A 22,558-nucleotide genomic window follows, 5' to 3' on the forward strand; every position below is an offset into this window, starting at 1 on the left:
CTGATAATGGGGGGATGACGACTACCGCCCAGCCAGGCCCCGGTTCCCCCTCCCCCCGTTCCTCCGGAACGGCTCCCGTCCCCGACGCCGGCCCGGGCACCGGGTGCGGGTGCGGCACCTCCCGCAGGACCTTCCTGGAACGCGGCGCGGTGCTCGGCGCGGCGGGGCTGGCCACGGCGGGGCTGGCCGGATGCACGGACCAGATCCGCAACCGGGCCGATGCGCCCTCCCACCACGTGGGCGGCACCCCGACCCAGACGCTGCCCGCGGACCAGCTGCCCGTGGGGACGTCCGCCTCGGTCGAGGTGGAGGGACGCACCCTGTTGCTGCGACGTGAGGCGGAGGACGTCGTCCACGCCTTCTCAGCGGTCTGCACGCACCAGGGCTGCACGGTCGCCCCGGCCACGGAGTCCGGTCAGGACGTCTTCGCCTGCCCGTGCCACGGCTCCCACTTCGCCGTGGACACCGGGGTGCCCTTCGGCGGGCCGGCACAGAAGCCGCTGACCGAGTTCACCGCCACCGTGGACGGCGACTGGGTGATGGTGACGCTCTAGATCAGTCCCGTCCCGCGCGGCTACCGCCCGGCTCCTGGCCGGCGCGGGGGGTTGACGATCACCTCGCGGCGGTTCGGGTCCCAGTGCGGTTGCTCCGCCTTGCGCTGGGGGTAGTAGGAGAAACGCCACCAGAGCCAGACCGCCGGGCCAATGACCGGCAGCAGGAACATCGCGAAGGCCCACGGGAGCCGCCGGGCCGGGTCCAGGGGTGATCGCGACAGGGACACCAGGGCGGTGACGAGCACCGCCACCACGGCGATGGCCACGATCCACATCAGGACCTCGAGCGCGGTCAGGGAGAGGGAGTCCACTAGAACAGCGCGACCTTCGGCACCGCCGGGAAGATCTCGTCCAGTTCGGCCCGTTCCCGGTGCGTCGGCACCCAGCGCACCGCCTCGGCGTTCTGGCGCACCTGTTCCGGACGGGTGGCGCCGGCGATCACCGAGGCGACCGGTTCCTGCGCGGCCAGCCAAGAGAAGGCCAGGTCCACCTCGTGCAGCCCACGCTCCCGCGCGAAGTCCCCGAAGCGCCGCAATTGCTCCAGGTCCGCGTCCCGGACCATGTGCGTGCGGGTGTGGGACAGCCGCGAGCCCTCCGGGGCCGACCCGGCCGAGTACTTGCCGGTCAGCATGCCATTGGCCAGCGGGAAGTACGGCAGCACGCCCAGGCCGTAGGCACGGGCCGCCGGCATCACCTCGAGCTCCGCCCGGCGGTCCAGCAGGTTGTAGTGGTTCTGGGCGGAGATGAACCGTTCGGTGCCCAGCTGCCGGGCCACGAACTCCGCCTCGGCGATCTGCCAGCCGGCCCGGTTCGAGTGCCCGACGTACCGCACCTTGCCGGAACGGACCAGGTCGTCCAGGGCGGACAGCGTCTCCTCGATGGGCGTGGCATCATCCGGGGTGTGGAACTGGTACAGGTCGATCCAGTCCGTGCCGAGGCGTCGCAGGGACGCCTCCACCGCCCGCACGATGTAGCGCCGGGAGCCCCGCGCCCCGAGGTCCGGTCCGTTGGCCCCGCCGGCGTCCATGCCGAACTTCGTGGCCAGCACCACGTCCTCGCGGCGCGCGCCGAGGGCGGCGCCGAGCCGTTCCTCGCTCAGGCCGGCGGTGGCACCGTAGGTGTCCGCCACGTCGAACAGGGTCACCCCGGCGTCCAGGGCGGCGTGCACGACGGCGTCGGTACCCTCCTGCTCCAGCGTGGCGGTGCCGGGACGGCCGAGGTTGTTGCAGCCGAGGCCGACGACGGAGACGGTCAGCCCGGAACGTCCGAGGCGGCGGTACTGCATGGGTGGGAGGGTCCTTCCGGAGAGGGCGGAATCGGGCGGTGCGGTTCGGACGGTCCAGGCCGGGAGGTTCAGGCCGGGCGGTTCAGGCGGAGGTCGTCACGCGCGAGGCCTGGACGCCCGCGAGCTTCGCCGCGGCCGGGATCTCGGCCGCGGCCTTGCGCCGGTGCGGGGTGGTCACCTCGAAGACGACCTGCCCCGACTCGAGCCGCTCGCCGACGACCTCGCCCAGTCCGCGCCAGGCCAGCTGGTTCGTGATCTCGCCGCGGAGCCGCACCACCAGGCCGCGCTCGACCTGCGTCGGCTCGAAGCCCTTGAGCCGGTAGGCGACCTGCAGCCGGTCCATCTCCTCGGCGGGCACCTCGGCGAAGCCGTCCTCGGCGCACTGCGCCGCGAAACTGGCGAGCAGCTCCTCACCGGCCACGTCGTCCGCGACCTTCTCGGCCGACGTCGTGCCGGTGGTGCCCACCCGGCCGTGGTGGACCACCACCTCACCGCTGCCGGGCGCGAACCAGGCCTCGCGGTAGTCCAGCCGGGGCTGGCCGTCGGACTCGCTGCGCCGGTAGGTGCGGACGATGCTCAAGACTGCTCCTTCGTCGTCGGGATCGGGCCGGTGTCCTGGCCGGTGAGCGGCCGGGCGAACGGCACCTTGGTGCCGAGGACCTGGGCCACGGTGTCGTGGGCGACCTGGCGGGCCGTCAGGCCCGTGCGCTCGAGCACCTGCTCGCGGCTGCCGTGGGCCAGGAACTCCACGGGCAGGCCGACCTCGTTCAGGGCGGTGTCCACGCCGCGGGCGCGCATCTCCTGCCGGATGCGGGAGCCGACGCCGCCGGCCCGCACCCCGTCCTCGAGGCAGACGACGATCCGGTGGTCCGCGGCCATCTCGATGACCGAGCGGCGCACGGGCAGGACCCACCGCGGGTCGATGACGGTGGCGGAGATGCCCTGGTCGGCCAGCCGTGCGGCCACGTCCAGGCCCAGTTCGGCCAGGGCGCCGACGGCGATGATCAACACGTCGCGCTCGGCACCGGGCTCCGCGGAGGCCGCGCCGAGGCGCAGCAGCACGTCCACGCCGTCGTCCAGGCGTTCCAGGGCGGCGATCTCCGGGCCGACCGAGCCCTTCGAGAACCGCACCACGGTCGGGGCGTCCTCCACGGCCACGGCCTCGCGCAGTTCCTCGCGCAGCCGTTCGGCGTCCCGGGGCGCGGCGATCCGCAGCGAGGGCACAGACTGCAGCAGCGCCAGGTCCCACATGCCGTGGTGGCTGGGTCCGTCCGGTCCGGTGACCCCGGCGCGGTCCAGGACGAACGTCACGCCGGCGCGGTGCAGGCCGACGTCCATCAGGACCTGGTCGTAGGCGCGGTTGAGGAACGTGGCGTAGACGGCGACCACAGGGTGCAGCCCGCCGAACGCCATGCCGGCCGCCGAGGTGACCGCGTGCTGTTCGGCGATGCCGACGTCGTAGACGCGCTGGGGGTGCTTCTCGGCCATCGCGCCCAGGCCGACGGGGATCTTCATGGCGGCGGTGATGGCCACGATGTCCGGGCGCTCGTCGGCGATCGCCACGATCTCGTCGCCGAAGACCGAGGTCCAGGACGGTCCGGAGCTCGAGGCCACCGGTTCGCCGGTCTCCGGGTCGATCCTGCCGATCGCGTGGAACTGGTCGTCCACGTGCGCGACCGCCGGGGCGTAACCGTGGCCCTTCTCCGTCATGGCGTGGACGATGACCGGGCCCGCGTAGTTCCGGGCGTCGGTCAGGGCCTCCTCGAGCTGATCCTGGTCGTGCCCGTTGATGGGGCCGATGTACTTCATCCCGAGGTCCTCGAACAGGCCCTGCGGGGCCCACCAGTCCTTGATGCCCTTCTTCGTGGCGTGCAGGGAGCGGTAGACGAAGCGCCCGGCGGCACCGGAGGTCTGCAGCCGGCCCTTCCAGAAGTCCAGGGTGTCCTCGTAGGTGCGGTGGGTGCGCAGCTTGTCCAGGAACGCCCGGCGCAGGGCCGAGAGCTGGTTCGCCAGGCCGCCGACGGTCGGGGCGTAGGACCGGCCGTTGTCATTGACGACGATCACGACGCGGCGGTCGCGGTCCGCGGCGATGTTGTTGATGGCCTCCCACGCCATGCCCCCGGTCAGCGCTCCGTCGCCGATCACGGCGACCACGTACCGGTCGCCCTCGCCGCGCAGTGCCCAGGCGCGGGAGATGCCGTCCGCCCAGGACAGGGAGGACGATGCATGGGAGGACTCCACGACGTCGTGCACCGACTCACCCCGGTCGCCGTATCCGGACAGCCCGCCCTGCTGGCGCAGCGTGGAGAAGTCCTGCCGCCCGGTGACGAGCTTGTGCACGTACGACTGGTGCCCGGTGTCGAAGATCACCGCGTCCCGCGGGGAGTCGAACATCCGGTGGATCGCGAGGGTCAGCTCGACCACGCCCAGGTTGGGACCGAGGTGACCGCCGGTGCGGGAGACGTTGGCGATCAGGAACGTCCGGACCTCCTCCGCCAGCCTCCGGACCTGGCTGGGCGTGAGCCGGCTGAGGTCCTGGGGTGAACGGATCGTTTCGAGAAGGCCCACGGGCTGGCGGTCCTTTCGGCCGGGGACGGGATGACGCGGAGGGACCCCTCCCACGAGGCCGGGGAGCCGGGGAAGGCCCGGGACCCAGCGCCCCAGGGAAAGTACGCCTCAGCTGCTTCCCTCATCGTACTATGCGCACGCGGGCCCGATCAGGCGGTCGGCGCGGACGGTGTCGGGCCCCGCCGGGGACTGGTGCCGCGACGGGCCGTTCCGGTGCGACGGGCTGTTCCGGTACGTCGGGCCTCGGCCCGCCTCGATGTGCGGGCCGTCCTCGCCGCGGCCTCCTCGGACCTCAGGATCTCCCGCGTCTCCGCCGTGGGGCCGATGACCGGGCGCAGCCAGTGGGCCTCCGGGTTGGCGTCCACCAGCAGTGCCTTGACCAGCAGGGTGAGCGGGATCGCGAGGATCGCGCCGACCGGACCGGTCAGCGCGGCCCAGAGCAGCACCGAGAAGAAGGTGACGGTCTGGCTCAGGGAGACGGCCTGCCCGACCACCCGGGGCTGGACGATCGACTGCACCACCCCGTTGATGACGCCGTAGACCACGACGACCCAGACCACGGTCGGCCAGCCGCCGACGAGGAAGCCGAAGACGATCGGCGGGATGATCGCGAAGAAGTAGCCGATGTTCGGGATGAAGCTGCACAGGAAGGCCAGGAGCCCCCAGAGCAGGGCGGCGGGCACCCCCATGATGTACAGCGCGGTCGCGTTGAGCGCACCCTGCGCCACGCCGAGCACCGTGGTCACCACCATGTAGCGCCGCACGTTCGTGGCGTAGTCGCGCAGCGCCCGGACCAGGTCCGGCCGTCGCTCACTGAGCTGGCGCAGGATCGTCCGGGCGTAGGCGGCATCGGCCGCCATCAGGATCATCATGGTGAGCACGATGACGAGCGCGCCCGTGATGCTCGCGACGCTTCCGAGGGCGCCGGTGATGGCCGCGGCGATGCTGCCCGGGTCCAGGCCGCCGACGAACGACTGGATCTGGGCCTGCCCGATGCCGAGCCTGGTCAGTGCGGCGGCGATCTGGGCACCGATCTCCTGGAACTGTGAGGCGTACGTCGGCAGCATCGCCACGAACTGCGCGAAGGCGATGATCAGCGTGTACGTGAACACGGCCAGCAGCGCGAACACGACGAGGATGACCGAACCGGTGGCCAGCCCCGACGGCACCCCGAGCCTCTCGAGGCGGCCGCGCACGGGGCTCGCGCAGATCACGAGCACGAGGGTGAGCAGCACGGGGGCCAGGATGTCCCGGATGCCGTGGATCCCCGCGCCCACGACGACGGCGGCAGCTGCGCCGAGGAGGATGATCGTCCCCCGGGGGTAGCGGCCGGTGCGGCCGTCGAGGCGCGAACCGGTGCTGCTCATCGCGACCTCGTCTCGTGCTCGAGTGGTATCGCCAGAGTAGGTACGGCGCCGCGCGCGGTCATCATCCTGATCGGGTGATGTAGCGCCTCGGCGTCCCCCGCTATCGTCGGCGGAATGGAGCCGCAGCAGGGGACGGTGCTCATCGCAGTGGTCCTCGTCGCGGTCGACCTGGCCATCCGCATCGCCGCGCTCATTGTCATCCCGCGCGACCGCAAGCCGACGGCGGCGATGGCGTGGCTGCTGGCGATCCTCCTGGTCCCCTACCTCGGCATCCTGTTCTTCCTGCTGATCGGCAGCCCGAAGCTGCCGCGGAAGCGGCGCGCGAGGCAGGCCGAGGTCAACCGGATGATCGCCGCCGGGGTGCGGGACGTGCACCTGGTGCCCGAGGCGGTCAGGGCCCGCCGGCCCGGGTGGTTCGACGGGGTGGTGGAGCTCAACCGGGCACTCGGCGCCGTGCCGGCCGTGGGCGGCAGCCGGGCGGAGCTCGTCGGCGACTACGCCGGTTCGCTGGTCGGCATGACGGCCGACATCGACAGCGCCACCAGCTTCGTGCACGTCGAGTTCTACATCGTCTCGTACGACGTGGCGACGAGGGACTTCTTCCGGGCGATGGAGGACGCCGTCGCCCGCGGTGTGGTGGTGCGCCTGCTCCTGGACCACGTCGCCTCGGTCCGCGCCCCCGGGCACCGCGAGACCGTCGCGGAGCTCGACCGGATCGGGGTGCAGTGGTCGTTCATGCTGCCCGTGCGGCCGCTGAGGGGACAATGGCAGCGCCCCGACCTGCGCAATCACCGCAAGCTCGTCGTGGTGGACGGCCGGATCGGCTGGATGGGCTCGCAGAACCTGGTCGACCGCAGCTACAACCTGGCGAAGAACCTGCGGCGCGGGCTGCAGTGGCAGGACCTGATGACCAGGACCACCGGCCCGGTGGTCAGTGGCCTCAACGCGGTCTTCCTGACCGACTGGTACTGCGAGACCGATGAGGTCCTGGACGGCGAGCACGTCGCCGCCCCCGCCGTCGGGTTCGAAGACTCGCCGGCGGCGCTGGAATGCCAGGTGGTGCCGAGCGGGCCCGGCTTCGAGTACGAGAACAACCTGCACCTCTTCCTCGCGCTGCTCTACTCGGCCCGGCACCGGGTCATCATCACCAGCCCCTACTTCGTGCCCGACGAGGCGATGATGTACGCCATCACGTCCGCCTGCCACCGCGGTCTCGAGGTGCACCTGTTCGTCTCGGAATGGGGTGACCAGGGGCCGGTCTTCCATGCCCAGCGCTCCTACTACGGCGCGCTGCTGCGGGCCGGGGTCCGCATCTTCCGGTACCCCGCGCCGTTCATCCTGCACGCCAAGCACCTCTCGATCGACGACGACACCGCCGTGATCGGCTCCAGCAACATGGACATCCGGTCCTTCGCCCTGGACCTCGAGGTGTCGCTGCTCGTGCGCGGGGCCGGCTTCGTCGAGCAGATGCGCGGCGTCGAGGACGGCTACCGCGAGATCAGCCGGGAGCTCACCCTGGCCGAGTGGGAGAGGGAACCGCTGCGCTCCACCGTCCTGGACGGGCTCGCACGGCTCACCTCCGCCCTCCAGTGACGGTCCCGCGTCCGCCCGGGACGTGTCCGGACGACGAAGGACCGGGACCCGCTGGGGGTCCCGGTCCTCTCGCTCTCGGCGGGCCGGCGTCGGGGCCGGCCTCACCTCAGGGCGATGTCACTTGCCGGCGATCTGGCGCAGCACGTACTGCAGGATGCCGCCGTTGCGGAAGTAGTCCGCCTCACCGGGGGTGTCGATGCGCACGGTGGCGTCGAACTCGGTGACCTTGCCGTCCTCGGCCGTCGCGGTGACCTTGACGGTCTTCGGGGTGGTGCCCTCGTTCAGGGCCGTGATCCCGGTGATCGAGAAGGTCTCGGTGCCGACGAGCCCGAGGGTGTCCGCGTTCTGGCCCTCGGGGAACTGCAGCGGCAGCACGCCCATGCCGATGAGGTTCGAGCGGTGGATGCGCTCGAAGGACTCGGTGATGACGGCCTTGACGCCCAGCAGCGCGGTGCCCTTGGCGGCCCAGTCACGCGAGGAGCCGGAACCGTACTCCTTGCCGGCCAGCACCACCAGCGGGGTGCCGGCGGCCTGGTAGTTCTGGGCGGCGTCGTAGACGTAGGCCTGCGGGGCGCCGTCCTGGGTGAAGTCGCGGGTGAAGCCGCCCTCCACGCCGTCCAGCAGCTGGTTCTTGATGCGGATGTTCGCGAAGGTGCCGCGGATCATCACCTCGTGGTTGCCACGACGGGAACCGTAGGAGTTGAAGTCCTTGCGCTCCACGCCGTTGGCCAGCAGGTACTGGCCCGCCGGGGTGTCCGACTTGAAGGAACCGGCCGGGGAGATGTGGTCGGTGGTCACCGAGTCGCCCAGCTTGAGCAGCACGCGGGCGCCTTCGATGTCCGAGACCGGCTCCGGGCTGGCCTTCATGCCCTCGAAGTACGGGGGCTTGCGGACGTAGGTGGAGTTCGGGTCCCAGGCGAAGGTGTCGCCCTCGGGGGTCTCCAGGGCCTGCCAGCGCTCGTCACCGTCGAAGATGGTCCCGTACTGGTGGGTGAACATCTCGGTGTCGATCGAGGCGTCGATGATCTGCTGGACCTCGGTCGGGTCCGGCCAGATGTCCTTGAGGTAGACGTCGTTGCCCTCGGAGTCCTGGCCCAGCGGGTCGTTCTCGAAGTCGAAGTCCATGGTGCCGGCCAGGGCGTAGGCGACCACCAGCGGCGGGGAGGCCAGGTAGTTCATCTTCACGTCCGGGTTGATGCGGCCCTCGAAGTTCCGGTTGCCCGAGAGCACCGAGGTCACGGACAGGTCCTGGTCCTGGATGGCCTGCGAGATCTCCGGCTCCAGCGGGCCGGAGTTGCCGATGCAGGTGGTGCAGCCGTAGCCGACGATGTGGAAGCCCAGGGCCTCCAGCGACGGGATCAGGCCGGACTTCTCGTAGTAGTCGGTGACCACGCGTGAGCCCGGGGCGACGGAGGTCTTGACCCACGGCTTGGAGGTCAGGCCCTTCTCGACGGCGTTGCGCGCCAGCACGGCGGCGGCCATCATCACCGAGGGGTTCGAGGTGTTGGTGCAGGAGGTGATCGAGGCGATCGACACCGCGCCGTGGTCCAGCTCGAACTGGCGGCCGTCCTGCATGGAGACCGGCACGGTCTTGGACGGACGGCCCGCACCGGCCTCGTCCTCCGAGGCGTAGTTGTGGATGTCCTTGCGGAACTGGTCCTTGGCGTCGGTCAGCTCGATGCGGTCCTGCGGACGCTTCGGGCCGGAGATCGACGGCACCACGGTGCCCAGGTCCAGTTCGAGGTACTCGGAGTACTGGACCTCCTTGGACGGATCGTGCCAGAGGCCCTGTTCCTTGGTGTAGGCCTCGACCAGGGCGATGTTCTCCTCGGAGCGGCCGGTCAGGCGCAGGTAGTCCAGGGTGACCTGGTCGATCGGGAACATGGCGGCGGTGGAGCCGAACTCCGGGGACATGTTGCCGATGGTGGCGCGGTTGGCCAGCGGCACGGAGCCGACGCCCTCGCCGTAGAACTCGACGAACTTGCCGACCACGCCGTGCTGGCGCAGCATCTCGGTGATGGTGAGGACCACGTCGGTGGCGGTGGCTCCGGCGGGGATGGAACCGGTCAGCTTGAAGCCCACGACGCGCGGGATCAGCATGGACACCGGCTGGCCGAGCATGGCGGCCTCGGCCTCGATGCCGCCCACGCCCCAGCCCAGCACGCCCAGGCCGTTGACCATGGTGGTGTGGGAGTCGGTGCCGACGCAGGAGTCCGGGTAGGCACGCAGCACGCCGTCGACCTCGCGGGTCATCACGGTGCGGGAGAGGTTCTCGATGTTGACCTGGTGGACGATGCCCATGCCCGGGGGGACGACCTTGAAGTCGTCGAACGCGGTCTGGCCCCAGCGCAGGAACTGGTAGCGCTCACCGTTGCGCTGGTACTCGATCTCCATGTTCCGCTCGACGGCGTGGTCGTTGCCGAAGGAGTCGATCTGCACGGAGTGGTCGATGACGAGCTCGGCCGGGGCGAGCGGGTTCACGCGTGTCGGGTCGCCGCCGAGGTCCTTGATGGCCTCGCGCATGGTCGCCAGGTCCACCACGCAGGGGACGCCGGTGAAGTCCTGCATGATGACACGGGCCGGGGTGAACTGGATCTCGGTGTCCGGCTGGGCGTTCGGATCCCATGAGGCCAGGGCCTTGACCGACTCGGCGGTGACGTTGGCACCGTCCTCGGTGCGGAGCAGGTTCTCCAGCAGGACCTTCAGGGAGTAGGGCAGCTTCTCGGCACCCTCCACCTTGTTGAGCCGGAAAATCTCGTACTCGGCTCCATTGACGTCCAGGACGCCCTTGGAGCCGAAGCTGTCAACAGTAGTCACGGAGGACTCCTCTTCCCGCCCTGCGTCAGGGCGATTGGCCGGTCTTGAGTGCCATTGCCGCGCCTACCGGCTCTCCCGGCACCGCGTACGGGCGATGCCGGACCGGTGGCGACGGCCAGGTGCCCGTCCTGGGCCGGCGGTCTGTCGACGCCGTCACAGGGGGCTCGCCGACCATCCTATCCCGAAGGGCGGCCCGTCATCCGTCCATTCACCGGCGGTGACACGGCTTTCTTGACGGCCCGTCAGGGATTCCTGACACGGTGGACGGACGCCGCGGGCGTCAGTGGCGGACCAGCAGCGCGACCGATTCCATGTGGTGCGTGTCCGGGTAGAGGTCGTAGACGTCCGCGGCCTCCACGGACCAGCCGGCCTGGTTCAGCAGGCCCAGGTCACGGGCGAACGAGGCCGGGTCGCAGGACACGTACACGATGCGCTTGGGGTCCAGCCGGTGGATGCGTTCCACGGCGGTCTTGCCGGCTCCGGCGCGGGGCGGGTCGAGCACCACGGTGTCCACGTGCCGGGAGCCCAGGCCGCACTCGTTCACCGGCGCCGCCGGATCCCTCAGCCAACCACCCAGGATCCGGTCGGTCAGGCCGTTGAGCACGGCGGCCTGTTCGACCCCGTGCAGGTTCCGCCGGGCGTCGCGGCTGGCTCCCGGGGAGGCCTCCACGGACAGCACCAGTCCCTGCGTCCCGACGGCGTCGGCCAGGTACGCGGTGAACAGACCGGCCCCGGCGTACAGGTCAGCGATGACCTGTCCGGGCTGCGGGTCGGCCGCCTCGAGGACGGCGTCCACCAGCATCTGGGGAGCCGCCCGGTGGACCTGCCAGAAGCCGTCCCCGGTGATCCGGTAGGTCTTCCTCCCGCCGATCCGGGACTCCACCACCTCCTGCGTCCAGGTGCGCCCCCGCAACCGGTGCAGCGTGGGCCGGTCCCCGGGCCGCTCCGGCGGGCCCATCAGGACCACGGAGGTCCCCTCGGGCAGCCGTGCCGTCTGGCGGTGCATCCGGCCGCCGAGCTGGGCGATGTCCGCTCCCTCGACCGGTGTCAGCACCACGAGCGAGGGCTGGCCGTCCGCGGGGGTGGCGACCTCCACGCGTTCGATGCCCGTGAGGTCCAGTTCCCACAGCTTCAGGGCGTCCAGTCCCGGCACGCCCAGCGGCATGTTCCGCACCGGGACCAGGACGGTGGAGCGGTGGGCGTGCATGGCGAGCCGGCCGGTGGGGGTCACGGCGAAGGAATTGCGGGTGCGCCAGTGCAGTCCCGAGGGGTCGTCCCCCGGGGCACCGGTGACGTGGACGTCGAGCTGGATGCCCGCGATCCTGTGCACCGTGTCCCGGAAGACCTGTGCCTTGAGCCGGCGCTGGTGCGGAAGCACGATGTGCCCGAATTCGGCCCCGCCCACCGGCAGTCGCCCGGCGGCATGGGCCCGCAGCGAGTCCGCGAGCTTCCACTGGTGGGTGCGGCGGAACTCGGAGCCCTGCAGGACCTCGACGGCGTCTGCACGCCAGAACCGGGCGCCCTCCCCCGCCTCGGTGACGAGGGCCCGGACCACCTCTCCGGGAATCGCGTGGCGGACGAAGACCACCCGGCCGTCGTACCGGGCCACACAATGGCCGCCGTGCGCCATGGGGCCGGCCTCGAGTTCGAGCAGCTGGGGCACGTCATAGGCTCCGGAATCGTCGTCCACGGGCCGTAGGGCTCCGTCGAACCTGCTGGTGTCCCGGGTACTGGTCATCCTCGACGTCCTCTCAGCGGTCGTGGGCACCCGCGTCGAGGGGGCCGGTCTCGCCGACCCTCGACGCACTGTCCTTCACCGAAGACTCTACTGGGCCGGGTCCAGTCCCCGGCGGGATCGCCTCGGATTCAGGTAGCGGTCGCGTATCCGCACCCGGCCCCTGCCTGCGGGAAAGCTGCCACGGGACGGATGCGACCATCACCCCGGGCTCCCGGTGCAACCGCTCCTTGATGCGCTGTGTGGTGCGGTTGTGCAGCAGGGACTGCCAGCCGCGGGCCACGACGTACTCGGGGATGTAGACCACCACCAGGTCCCTCGGGGAACTGCGGCGCAGCGTGCGGAGGTGGCGGATCAGCGGCTCGGCCATCTCCCGGTACGGGGAGGCCAGCACGGTGACCGGGACGGGCAGCTGCAACCGGTCCCATTCGGCCAGCAGCCTCCGGGTGGCGGCCTTGTCCAGGTCCACCACCACGGCCTCGAGGCTGGACGGCCGCGACGCGCGGGCGTAGGCCAGGGCGCGCAGCGTGGGGCGCTGCACGCTCATCACCAGCACCAGGGCGTGCACGCGGGAGGGCAGCGCGCGGGCGTCCTCCGCGGGCGTGAGGTCCAGTTCCGCGGCGACGGCGTCGTAGTGGGCCCGGATGCGGGCCATCACGGAGACCATGACGGCGATGGCCAGCAGGGCCACCCAGGCACCGTAGGTGAACCGGGTGACCAGGACCACCACGGCGACCAGTGCCGTCACGGCGAGACCGACCAGGTTCACCGCCCGCCGGAGCCGGACCGTCTGGCGCGGCCGGCCGCCCGGGGTGTGGGCGAGCTGGCGGGTCCAGTGCCGCACCATCCCCAGCTGGCTGACGGTGAAGGACAGGAAGACGCCGATCACGTACAGCTGGACCAGCAGGGCCGTCTGGGCCCGGAAGGCCACCACCAGGACCAGCGCGGCCAGGGTGAGCAGGACGATCCCGTTGGTGTAGCCGAGCCGGTCCCCGCGGGTGAGCAGCTGACGGGGCAGGTAGGCGTCCCGGGCGAGCCGGGAGGTCAGCTCCGGGAAGGACTTGAACGCCGAGTGCCCGGCGAGCAGCAGCAGCACGGCGACCAGCAGCACCAGGGCACCGGACAGGAGCCCGCCCTGCCCGAACACCGCGTTGGCGAGCTGGGCGAGCACCGGGTTCTGGACGTAGTCTGCCGGGACCTCTCCCCCGCCGGCGGTGCGCAGGGTGGCGGGATCCAGGACGAAGACCACGTCCGTGCGGTCGGCCAGGTACATCACCCCGAGGGTGGAGGCGCCGGCGAGCAGGCCCATGGCCAGCATGACGAACCGCGCGGTCCGGATCCGCGGCTGTGCCATGGCGTCCACGTTGGCGGCCGGGACCTCCACGCCCGTGGCGAGCGCTGAACCGGACGAGAAGGCGCGCACCGCCAGCACCGCCACGGCCAGTCCGCCCAGCCCCTGGGCGAACGCCGGGTCCGGGACGGGTTCCACGTCCGCGGACCGGGCCGCGCCGAGGGTGCCGGTGAGGTCCTGGACGAGCCCGCTCACCAGCATCCCGAACAGCAGGGTCAGGAACAGGTAGACCAGCACGGCGGGGAGCAGCCGGCCCCGGCCGGCTCCGCGGATGTTGGCCAGGGCCAGGACCACGACGCCGACCACGGCCACCCACAGCTCGGCTCCGGTCAGCACCGGGAACACGGCCGCCAGGTAGTGCGCCATGGCCGCCACCGAGACGGCCACCGTGAACACCAGGTCCATCATCATGGCCGCCCCGACCGTGACCCCGGCCCAGGGGCCGAGGTTGGCGCGGGTGATGGCGTAGTCCCCGCCCCGCGGATAGGCGCTGATGGACACACGGTAGGACAGCACGATCAGCAGCATCACGGCCACCACCACCAGGCCGATGTCCGGGCCCATGGCCAGGGCCGCCGTGCCGCCCAGGGCGAGGGTCAGCAGGATCTCGTCCGGGGCGTAGGCCACGGAGGACAGGGCGTTGGCGGAGAACACCGGCAGCGCCACGGCACGCCCCAGGGGCCGGCTGCGCTGCCGCTCGGTGTCGTAGGGCCTGCCGACCAGCAGTCGGCGGACCGGCTCGAGGATCCTGGGCACGGCTCAACCGTACATCCGGTCACCCCGGGGTGAGGCCGCGTGGCACACTGGACTCGCCGTCGCTCGGGCGGCGTCCTGACGCAGGAGGGAGGCCGGATGGCCCACTACGTGATCATGGGGTGTGGCCGCGTGGGGTCCTCCCTGGCCCTGACCCTGGAGCGGGCGGGCCACTCGGTGGCCGTCGTGGACCAGGACGAGCACGCCTTCCGTCGTCTCGGGCGTCACTTCGGCGGACAGCGGGTGACCGGCGTCGGCTTCGACCGGGACGCCCTGACCCGGGCCCGGGTCCAGGACGCCTACGCCTTCGCGGCCGTGTCCTCGGGGGACAACTCGAACATCATCGCCGCCCGGGTGGCCCGGGAGACCTTCGGCGTGGAGCACGTGGTCGCCCGGATCTACGATCCCGGCCGGGCCGAGATCTACCAGCGACTGGGCATCCCCACCGTGGCCGCCGTGCGCTGGTCCACCGACCAGGTGCTGCGGCGCATCCTGCCGGACACCGACCTGGCCGGTGACTTCCGCGATTCCTCCGGGCGCATCGTCATGGCCGAGGTCCATGTCTCCCCGGCCTGGATCGGCCGGCCCCTGACGGAGCTGGAGTCGAGGGCGCGGGTGCGGATCGCCTTCGTCACGCGATTCGGGGAGGGCATCGTCCCGGGGCCCGAGACCCTCTACCAGCAGGGCGACATCCTGCACGCCGTGATGGACGTCGCGGGACAGGACGAGGCCGAACGGGTCCTGGCCGCGGGGCCGGGCCTCGAGGCCGGTCCGGACGTCCAGGACGACCAGGACGGGGAGCGGTCATGAAGGTGGTGATCGCCGGTGCCGGCGCCGTCGGGTCGTCCATCGGCCGCGAGCTGCTGGCGAACGGGCACGAGGTGCTCCTGGTGGACCAGAAGCCGGAGGTGGTGACCCGCTCGGGCCTGCGCGGGGTGAAGTGGCTGATGGGTGACGCCTGCGAACTGGCCGTGCTGAAGGAGGCCCACCTGGAGACGGCGGACGTCCTGGTGGCCGCCACCGGTGACGACAAGTCGAACCTCGTGGTGTCCCTGCTGGCCAAGTCGGAGTTCGGCGTCGGCCGGACCGTGGCACGGGTGAACAATCCCAAGAACGACTGGCTCTTCGACGAGTCCTGGGGCGTCGACGTCGCGGTGTCCACGCCCCGCATCATGACCGCGCTGGTCGAGGAGGCCGTGGAGACCGGGGACCTGGTGCGGTTGCTGACCCTGCGCTCGGGCCGTACCACGCTGGTGGAGTTCACCGTCCCGGCCGGTCACTGGATGCAGGGGCGCCGGCTGGGTTCGGTCTCCTGGCCCGCGGACGTCTCCGTGGTGACGATCATCCGGGACACCCGGCCCATCACCCCGAGCGACGACGACGTGCTGGAGGTGGCCGACGAGCTGTTCTTCCTCGCCACCGAGGAGTCGGAGGCCCGGCTGCGGGACCTGCTGGTCCCCGAACAGGAGCGCCAGGCGCGGGCCGCCCGACGTCCCCGCCGCGGGGCCGCCCGCGATCAGGCCGGCGCCGAGGGTCCCTGACCCGGGTGCTCCAGCCGGTCCTCGTCGGCCGGTGAGCGGCCGGCCGGGGCGGAGACCAGCCAGCCCAGCCACAGTGCGAGCGCATACAGGGGCAGGCCCATCACCAGCCGGGCCGTGCCGAGCGCCGTCAGCAGCTCGGCCGCGTACAGGGGCACCTGAACGAGCAGTCGCAGGGCCAGGGCCGTGACCAGGAACCAGGTCGCCAGGGCGTAGCGCCGTCGGCGTCGTGGGTCCTTCTGCCAGGCCACGCCCTCGCCGCGGATGATGCCGAAGACCAGTCCGAGCAGCGGCCAGCGCACCAGTACGGACACCGTCAGCACCAGGATGTAGACCGCATTGGTGAGGAAGCCCCAGAGGTAGTAGTCCCGGGCCTCCCCGGTGTTCAGGGCCACCACCACGCACAGGGCGACGGCCGCGAGGCCGGCCAGTGCCTGCACCGGGCTCTGGCGCTGGGCGAGCCGGACGACGCTGAAGACCGCGGCGACGGCCACGGCGGCGATGCCGGCACCCCAGAGGTGCTGGGTGGTGATGAAGGCCACCAGGAACACCGCCGAGGGGACCACGGACTCGAGCAGCCCCCTCCATCCGCCGATGGTCGCCAGGACGTCCAGGGATCCGTCCTCGGTGGTCGCGGCCATCGAGCCGACCCGGCGCAGCGCCGCGTCCACCGGGTCCGCCGGGCGGCCGTCCTCCTCAGGGGTGTCCGGGTGTCGGGGATCAGTCATGGTGCGCACCTGCCAGCAGTTCGTAGCGCGGGTTGAAGACGGTGGGCACGCCGTCATGGTCTGCCCGGAAGCCCTCGACGTGCAGCCACCGGCCGGGCTCGATCCCGGGGACGGACCGCTGCCCGATCCAGACGAGCCGGATCCGTTCACCGGTCCCGGACACCTGTCCGGGGCCGGCGGGCTGGGTCACGAGGTCGGCGGCGAAACGGGCCGGGGCGCCGCGGCCGGGACGCCGGACGTTGTCGACCATGCCGTCCCGGCGCACCACGGTGCCATGGGACGGCCCGGCTCCGGTGCCACCGATCAACGGACCTCCGTAATCTCCGGGCCGCGTTCCGGCGGCCGCTGGGCCGGAGCCGGCTGGCCCCCGGGGTCCGGCTGGGCGCGGCGGACCGGCCGGAGGTTCTCCGGCGGCGTCAGGGGCAGCAGTTCCCGCGGCGGGTGCGGATCGTCCCCCCGCTGCACCACGAGCCGGGAGAACACCTCGTCGATGGGGCCGGCCGAGTCCTCCTTGAAGGCGGCCTCTCCGCCGATCACGCCGCGCAGGAACCAGCGGGGACCGTCCACGCCGACGAACCGGGCGACGCGCCATCCCGGACTGCCGTCGGGCATCGCCGCGGGGATCCGGGCCAGCACCTCGGTGCCGAACGGTCCCTGCCGCTCCCCCACCTGGGAGTTCTCCGTGGCCGTGACCGACTGGACGATCTCGGCCCGGATCTCGTCCCAGATCCCGCCGGAGCGTGGCGCCGCGAAGGCCTGGGCCTGCAGGGAGGACTGGCCGAGGGTGAGGGTGGCGCCGATGATCCGCCTCGTGGACTCCTCGACGTCCAGGCGGACCTTCAGGTCCTTCACGACGGGCACGCGCAGCGACCCGAGGTCGATGTACCCGTCCAGCGCGGGCCGTTCGGAGACGTCGAAGGGACCGCTCGGGGAGGAATCGCCCGGCTCCCGGCCCCGGTCGTCCTGGAGTCCCTCCGGAAGGGTCACCGTCTCGATCTTGACGTTCCGGTTCCGGCCGAAGATCATCGCCCTGCCTGCCTCTCTTCCGTCACGCGTCTCTCATGGCCCGGCGCCCAGCGGGCAACCCCGTGGACGCGGCCTGTCCAGCTTAGGTCAGTCGCGGTGGACCGGCGAACGGTCCTGACCGGCGGTCTCAGAAGCCGCCGGTGGACCCGAACCCGGCCGCGCCCCGGTGGGAGGCGGGAAGTTCATCGACCGCCACGAACTGGGCCTGGGCCACGCGCTGGATGACCAGCTGCGCGATCCGGTCTCCACGGCGCAACCGGATCGTCTCCGCACGGTCCGTGTTCAGCAGGGGCACCTTGATCTCGCCGCGATAGCCCGCGTCGATGGTCCCCGGGGAGTTGACCAGGCTGAGGCCGTGGCGGGCCGCGAGCCCGGACCGCGGATGGACCAGGCCCACGAAGCCCTCCGGCAGCGCCAGCGCGACCCCGGTCGGCACGAGGGCGCGGGCGCCCGGGGCCAGCTCCACGTCCTGCGTGGTGCGCAGGTCCGCCCCGGCGTCCCCGGGCATCGCGTAGGAGGGGGGCTCGATGCCGTCGTCGAGCATCGTCAGGGCCACCACCGGACGGTCGAGGGCAGGCGGGTGCGTGGTCTCGGCTGGCTGATTCACGGGCGCCACTGTACCCGACCGGGGAATTTACGGTTCCGCGCCCCAAACGTGGGATTCTTGGAGGCATGCACGAATCCTCCTCCGCATCCCCGGCCGACTCCGGCGCGCGCCCCGCCGACTCCTCCGTTCTCTACGAGGAGCGACTGCGCCCGTCCGTGTGGATCTGGCTCATCGCGGTGATGATCTCCGCGCTGTCGATCCTGGTGTTCGTCCCGATCGGGCTGGAGATCGGCCTGGCGGCCGCCGTCGCCGTCTTCATCGTCATCGCCATCCTGCTGCGGGCGTCGACCCCGCGGATCGTGGTGACCGGCACGACCCTGCAGGTCGGCCGGGCGGGGATCGAGCGCGCCTACGTCGGTGAGGTCACCGGTTACCGCGGGGACGACGCGACCCACCAGCGCGGCCCGGCCCTGCACGGACTGGCGTTCATGTGCATCCGCGGCTGGATCGACCCCGTCGTGCGCATCCAGATCACGGACGAGAGGGACCGGACCCCCTACTGGCTGACGAGCACCCGGAACCCGGAGCGCCTCGTGGCCGTCCTCGGCGGGACCATGGCGCGGGACGCGGACGACGCCGCGCGCTGACGACCGGTGCCCGCGGACAACTCAGGCCGGCCAGGAGGACCTGGCCGGCCTGTCGCGTGCCTCGGGGCTGCCGCGGAATGCCGCTGCGGGGTGAGCGGGGCCGCTCAGCCCTCGCAGTCGGTGCAGTAGAGCATGCCGTTCTTCTCCTTGGCGACCTGGGACCGGTGGCGGACCAGGAAGCAGGAGGCACAGGTGAACTCATCGGCCTGGGCGGGCAGCACCCGGACCATCAGTTCCTCGCCGGACAGGTCGGCGCCGGGCAGCTCGAAGCCCTCGGCGGCCTCGGCCTCGTCCTCGTCGACCACCGCGGACTGGGTGTCCGTGCGGCGGTTCTTCAGTTCCTCGATCGAGCTCTCGGACAGCTCGTCCTCGTTCTTGCGTGGCGCGTCGTAATCGGTGGCCATGATGGGGTGTGTTCACGCTCCGCTGATGTGGCCGGCGGGGCCGACCGTGGATGGGATGTTGCGATGGTGACGCCGGGACCGCTGGGGAACCGGCCGGAAGACCGGTCTGACCGGCCACGTGACACCGGCCCGCGGGGCCCTGGGCGACCCCTTGACGGTCTGCACGTCGGTGAGATTGTTCCCTACGGCGTGGCCAAATCAAAATCGCCGTGAGCGTACAGTGGTGATCTGGACGGATGGATCCACGCCACACCGGTGGCACCGTCGTGCGCGGCCACCGGAATCGTGGCAAAGTCGGGGAGGGACCGTCCCATCCGCCCGTCGCGTCGGTTGCCGGGGGCGTCCCGGACCGACCCAAGCCGATCGTGGAGGACGAACATGCAGGAGCTCCGTCTCGTTGGTGTCCAGGAGGACGGCGGGCACCTGTTGCTGAGCAACGAGGACGGCGAGGAGTTCTCCCTCCCGGTGACCGACGCCCTGCGGGCCGCGGTCACCCGTCCGATCCACCGTCCCTCCGCCCAGGCCGCCGACGCCGCCGAGGGCGTGGTGACGCCCCGGGACATCCAGGCCCGTATCCGCGCCGGGGCCACCGCCGAGCAGGTGGCCGCCGAGTCCGGGGTGGACCTGGAGCGGGTGCGCAAGTACGAGGGCCCGGTGCTGGCCGAGCGCGACTGGATCGCCCAGCAGGCGCGTCAGGTGGAGGTCGCCGCGCCGCAGCCCGGACACGACCTCTACCGGGGCACCTTCGGCGAGGAGCCCGCCCTGCTCGGCGACATGGTGCGCCACCGGCTGGCCGTGCTGGGCATGGACGCCGGCACGGCCCACTGGGACGCCTGGCGGATGGGTGACGGCACCTGGACCGTCAGCCTGGACTTCTCCACCGAGGGCGCCGAGTCCGCGATCGGCGACCAGCCCCCGGCCCTGTGGACCTTCCGTCCCAGCAGCCGGCACCTCGACAACCGCAACCGCTGGGCGCAGGTGCTCTCGGAACTGGACCCGCTGGACGGTGCCTTCGGCACCCGCCGGCTCTCCGCCGTCGGGGACCGCCCCTTCAACGTGGAGGAGGACGAGGCCGGACCCGCGCCCGCCCCGGCCCCCGCGAGCCACGGACCGCGTCCCGCCGTGGACCAGGACTCGCAGGACGAGCTGCTGGACGTGCTGCGGGCACGCCGCGGCCAGCGCCTGGGCGTGGACGAGGAGGGTGACGACGAGCTCGCCCTGATGCTGACCCGGGACGAGCAGCCCCACCAGGGGACGCAGCGGCCCCGCCTCACCGTGGCCACCGCCCCCGGTGACGCCGGCCAGGAGGCCGGGTCCGGCACCGGCCGGGACGCGGGTACCGACGAGTCCGCCGTGGACGGCTGGGTCGAGGTCTGGGACGACGACGACGAAGAGGATCCGCGCTTCGGCACCCGGGGCGGGGACGCGACCGGACGGGACGAGGACGCGGACGGCGGCCAGGACGCCGACGGGCCGACCGAGGAGCATCCCGACCAGACGGCCATCGAGCTCGGCGAGGAGGAGCCGGAGAAGCCCGCGGCCCCGGTGGTCACGCCGGCCCCCGAGGCCAAGCCCGCGAAGTCGGCCAGGCCCGTCAAGGCGCGCCGGCCGTCGGTGCCCAGCTGGGACGAGATCGTCTTCGGACGCAAGAACGACTGACGGCCCGGCCGGCCGGCGCCGGGCGGCGCAGGGGGCCGGCCTGAGCAGCGGGCCGGTCTAGCGCAGGGGCCGGTGCAGCATCAACAGCGGCACCTCGCGCTCGGCGCGGGTGGGCGAGCCGTGGTGCCCCACCATCTCGAAGGCCCCCGGGGCCGCGCGGCGTCCGTCGTACAGGGCCACCGGTCCGTGCGCGGCGACGAGCAACTCGCCGATGCGCGGCGTGACCCGGTCCTCGGTGACGCCGAACCAGCCGGCCTGCAGGGCCTGGTCGCGGGTCAGGATCCAGGCGTGCTCGCCGAAGGCGGCCTGCCAGGCGGACGTGGTCCGTTCCCGCACGGCCGGGCCGGCGTCGGGAGCGAAGTGCAGCTGGACGAACCGGGGTTCACCGGCGGTGTGCTCGACGCCGTCGACCAGGGCGGGCATCGCGGAGTAGTCGATCCGCCCGGGCTCCGGGACGTCCACCATGCCGTGGTCCCCGGTCAGCACCAGGACGGTGTCCTTCGGCACGGCCTGGCTGAGCCGGCGGGCCGCGGCGTCGATCTCCTCGAGCGCGTAGAGCCACTTCTCGGACCCGGTGCCGTGCTGGTGCCCGGCCTTGTCGAGCTCGTTCAGGTACAGGTACAGCAGCACCGGCCCCTTCGCCCCGTGCAGCTGCTCGCGGGCGTGCTGGAACCGGGCGTGCAGCGTGGTCCCGCCGACGAAGCGGGACCCCCGCAGGGACGCGCTGGTCAGGGCGGAGCCCTCGAAGGCCGGCAGGGACACGGTGACCGGTTCCACCCCGGTGTCGGCGAGCCGTTCGAAGACCGTGGCCTGAGGCTGCCAGCGCAGCGGATCGGTCTGCGGGTCCCAGCCGCCGAGCTGGTTGATGACGGTGTTCCGGTCGGGGTCGAGCACGTCGTAGCCGACCAGGCCGTGCCGTCCCGGTTCCAGCCCGGTGCCCAGGCTGGACAGGGAGGCCGCGGTGGTGGTGGGGAACGCCGACTGCAGGGTGGTGGAGTCCCGTTCCAGGACGGACCGCAGGTACGGCGCATGGCCGCCGTAGCGCTTCAGCAGGGCCTTCCCGAGCCCGTCGACCATGACGACGGCGACCCGGCGGGTCCGCGGCAACTGCAGTGCGTTGGTGAACCCGGGGGCGCCCAGGGCCGCGGCGGCCGAGGTCAGGACGCCGGCCAGCGACCGGCCGGCGTACGGGGGTCCGGACGGGATCGGTGGAGTGGACGTCACCGCCCGGTCCGCTCCCGGTCCGCATCGACGGTGGCGCGCCGCAGTTCGCGGTAGAAGGCCAGGGCGGCGTCGACGGCGCGCTGGCCCTCGGCCTCGGCGGCCACCCGCAGCACCAGGTCCTCGCGCGCAGAGGTGCCGGTGTACCCGTGGTCGGCGTCGCAGTTGGGGTCCGCGCAGGCCGCCGGGGCCAGGTCGATCCGCTGTCCCCCGGCCCAGGTCACGGACAGGGTGACCTCGGCCACCGGGTCCCCGCGGCGGAAGTCCTGGGGCTGGGGGTGGACCGTGGTGGCCACCACCGAGTCGATACGCCGCAGCGGGACCACCTCGGTGGACACCTGGGCCATGACCTGCTCGCCGGCGTCGTCCAGGGCGTGGTCGTCCAGGTGCAGGGCCGCCATGATGTCCCCGGCCAGGGCGAGCACCGTGATGTGCCGGTGGATCTCGTCGTAGTCGAAGTGCGTGTCCACGTGCACCAGGTGGCTGGTGACGGTGCGCCCGTCCAGCACGGAGTCCAGGACGTCCGCCACCAGCTCCGGGTAGAAGCCGGCGCGCTCGAGGTCGGCCCCGAGGCTGGAGGGCCCGCCGCCCGCGCCCGACGCCGGTGCGACCGGGCGGTGGACCGGGCCCGGCGCGTCCTGCGGCTCCGGTGGATTCGCACCGGAGTTGTCCGCGGCGCCCGAGGAATGGTGCCCGGACGGGTGCTGGCCGGAGCCGGGGTTCCTGCGCAGTGGAGTCATGCCGTCCATGCTATCGGCCCCGCCC

The 22,558-nt window shown here is 72.0% G+C and carries 21 protein-coding genes; 6 read left to right on the forward strand and 15 right to left on the reverse strand.

Translation table 11 applies throughout. The annotated features are described in order from the left end of the window. Positions 1–14: 14 nt before the first annotated feature. Positions 15–554: a ubiquinol-cytochrome c reductase iron-sulfur subunit gene (locus GGQ69_RS07060; protein ID WP_255459441.1), complete on the forward strand. Its 540-nt coding sequence runs from the start codon at positions 15–17 to the stop codon at positions 552–554. Between the two features lie 20 nt (positions 555–574). Here GGQ69_RS07060 and GGQ69_RS07065 read toward each other — a convergent pair whose 3' ends face one another. The 5 genes from GGQ69_RS07065 to GGQ69_RS07085 form a co-directional block, all read right to left on the reverse strand. Beyond that, positions 575–865 carry a PLD nuclease N-terminal domain-containing protein gene (locus GGQ69_RS07065; RefSeq protein ID WP_221243358.1) on the reverse strand — a complete coding sequence of 97 codons (291 nt, stop codon included), beginning with the start codon at positions 863–865 and terminating at the stop codon, positions 575–577. Further along, positions 865–1,839, reverse strand: a complete 975-nt coding sequence (locus GGQ69_RS07070) for an aldo/keto reductase (RefSeq protein WP_183526412.1) — start codon at positions 1,837–1,839, stop codon at positions 865–867. The genes GGQ69_RS07065 and GGQ69_RS07070 overlap by 1 nt, the downstream gene beginning before the upstream one ends. An 82-nt stretch (positions 1,840–1,921) precedes the next feature. Continuing rightward, positions 1,922–2,419, reverse strand: a complete 498-nt coding sequence (locus GGQ69_RS07075; protein WP_010143312.1) for a hypothetical protein — start codon at positions 2,417–2,419, stop codon at positions 1,922–1,924. Further along, entirely contained in the window at positions 2,416–4,407 is a 1,992-nt protein-coding gene (gene dxs / locus GGQ69_RS07080) for a 1-deoxy-D-xylulose-5-phosphate synthase (RefSeq protein ID WP_183526415.1), read from the reverse strand. Before dxs ends, GGQ69_RS07075 begins: the two co-directional genes overlap by 4 nt. Before the next feature lie 149 nt (positions 4,408–4,556). Then, positions 4,557–5,774: an AI-2E family transporter gene (locus GGQ69_RS07085; protein WP_221243359.1), complete on the reverse strand. Its 1,218-nt coding sequence runs from the start codon at positions 5,772–5,774 to the stop codon at positions 4,557–4,559. Between the two features lie 114 nt (positions 5,775–5,888). Here GGQ69_RS07085 and cls point away from each other — a divergent pair, with 114 nt between their 5' ends. After that, positions 5,889–7,367 carry a cardiolipin synthase gene (cls, locus tag GGQ69_RS07090; protein WP_183526418.1) on the forward strand — a complete coding sequence of 493 codons (1,479 nt, stop codon included), beginning with the start codon at positions 5,889–5,891 and terminating at the stop codon, positions 7,365–7,367. Between the two features lie 117 nt (positions 7,368–7,484). On the opposite strand, the gene acnA is transcribed toward cls, so the two are convergent. From acnA to GGQ69_RS07105, 3 genes are all read right to left on the reverse strand, one after another. After that, the gene (gene acnA, locus GGQ69_RS07095) at positions 7,485–10,184 is read right to left on the reverse strand and encodes an aconitate hydratase AcnA (protein ID WP_010143314.1); all 2,700 of its coding nucleotides are present in this window, start codon (positions 10,182–10,184) and stop codon (positions 7,485–7,487) included. 280 nt (positions 10,185–10,464) lie between these two features. Beyond that, positions 10,465–11,922 carry a class I SAM-dependent RNA methyltransferase gene (locus GGQ69_RS07100; RefSeq protein ID WP_183526421.1) on the reverse strand — a complete coding sequence of 486 codons (1,458 nt, stop codon included), beginning with the start codon at positions 11,920–11,922 and terminating at the stop codon, positions 10,465–10,467. Positions 11,923–11,935: 13 nt separating this feature from the next. Further along, positions 11,936–14,026, reverse strand: a complete 2,091-nt coding sequence (locus GGQ69_RS07105; protein ID WP_183526425.1) for an APC family permease — start codon at positions 14,024–14,026, stop codon at positions 11,936–11,938. Positions 14,027–14,122: 96 nt separating this feature from the next. On the opposite strand from GGQ69_RS07105, the gene GGQ69_RS07110 reads away from it, so the two are divergent. Next, positions 14,123–14,833, forward strand: coding sequence for a TrkA family potassium uptake protein (locus GGQ69_RS07110; RefSeq protein ID WP_183528398.1), 711 nt, complete (start codon positions 14,123–14,125; stop codon positions 14,831–14,833). Beyond that, on the forward strand, positions 14,830–15,564 hold the full coding sequence (locus GGQ69_RS07115; protein WP_183526428.1) for a TrkA family potassium uptake protein: 735 nt from the start codon (positions 14,830–14,832) through the stop codon (positions 15,562–15,564). Before GGQ69_RS07110 ends, GGQ69_RS07115 begins: the two co-directional genes overlap by 4 nt. On the opposite strand, the gene GGQ69_RS07120 is transcribed toward GGQ69_RS07115, so the two are convergent. The 4 genes from GGQ69_RS07120 to dut form a co-directional block, all read right to left on the reverse strand. Then, positions 15,540–16,289 (reverse strand): DUF3159 domain-containing protein, encoded by a 750-nt coding sequence (locus GGQ69_RS07120; protein ID WP_183526431.1) that lies wholly within the window; start codon positions 16,287–16,289, stop codon positions 15,540–15,542. The two genes, GGQ69_RS07115 and GGQ69_RS07120, sit on opposite strands and share 25 nt — an antisense overlap. Further along, positions 16,282–16,596, reverse strand: coding sequence for a hypothetical protein (locus tag GGQ69_RS07125; RefSeq protein ID WP_183526434.1), 315 nt, complete (start codon positions 16,594–16,596; stop codon positions 16,282–16,284). Before GGQ69_RS07125 ends, GGQ69_RS07120 begins: the two co-directional genes overlap by 8 nt. After that, positions 16,593–17,315: a DUF3710 domain-containing protein gene (locus tag GGQ69_RS07130; protein ID WP_183526438.1), complete on the reverse strand. Its 723-nt coding sequence runs from the start codon at positions 17,313–17,315 to the stop codon at positions 16,593–16,595. Before GGQ69_RS07130 ends, GGQ69_RS07125 begins: the two co-directional genes overlap by 4 nt. Positions 17,316–17,442: 127 nt before the next feature. Further along, entirely contained in the window at positions 17,443–17,922 is a 480-nt protein-coding gene (gene dut / locus GGQ69_RS07135) for a dUTP diphosphatase (RefSeq protein WP_040385564.1), read from the reverse strand. A gap of 65 nt (positions 17,923–17,987) precedes the next feature. Between dut and GGQ69_RS07140 the strand changes: the two genes are divergently transcribed. After that, a complete protein-coding gene (locus GGQ69_RS07140) occupies positions 17,988–18,509 on the forward strand; it encodes a DUF3093 domain-containing protein (RefSeq protein WP_183526441.1) in 522 nt (173 codons plus the stop codon). 104 nt (positions 18,510–18,613) lie between these two features. Here the strand turns inward: GGQ69_RS07140 and GGQ69_RS07145 are convergent, their stop codons facing one another. Further along, the gene (locus GGQ69_RS07145; RefSeq protein WP_010143324.1) at positions 18,614–18,913 is read right to left on the reverse strand and encodes a DUF4193 domain-containing protein; all 300 of its coding nucleotides are present in this window, start codon (positions 18,911–18,913) and stop codon (positions 18,614–18,616) included. Positions 18,914–19,291: 378 nt separating this feature from the next. Here GGQ69_RS07145 and sepH point away from each other — a divergent pair, with 378 nt between their 5' ends. Next, positions 19,292–20,572: a septation protein SepH gene (gene sepH / locus GGQ69_RS07150; protein WP_183526444.1), complete on the forward strand. Its 1,281-nt coding sequence runs from the start codon at positions 19,292–19,294 to the stop codon at positions 20,570–20,572. 57 nt (positions 20,573–20,629) lie between these two features. Here the strand turns inward: sepH and GGQ69_RS07155 are convergent, their stop codons facing one another. Both GGQ69_RS07155 and GGQ69_RS07160 read right to left on the reverse strand, forming a co-directional pair. After that, positions 20,630–21,796, reverse strand: coding sequence for a nucleotide pyrophosphatase/phosphodiesterase family protein (locus tag GGQ69_RS07155; protein ID WP_183526447.1), 1,167 nt, complete (start codon positions 21,794–21,796; stop codon positions 20,630–20,632). Beyond that, the gene (locus GGQ69_RS07160; RefSeq protein ID WP_183526450.1) at positions 21,793–22,533 is read right to left on the reverse strand and encodes a DUF5998 family protein; all 741 of its coding nucleotides are present in this window, start codon (positions 22,531–22,533) and stop codon (positions 21,793–21,795) included. The genes GGQ69_RS07155 and GGQ69_RS07160 overlap by 4 nt, the downstream gene beginning before the upstream one ends. Between the last annotated feature and the right edge of the window lie 25 nt (positions 22,534–22,558).

Source organism: Micrococcus sp. TA1, from assembly GCF_014199555.1.
Classification (GTDB): Bacteria; Actinomycetota; Actinomycetes; order Actinomycetales; family Micrococcaceae; genus Citricoccus.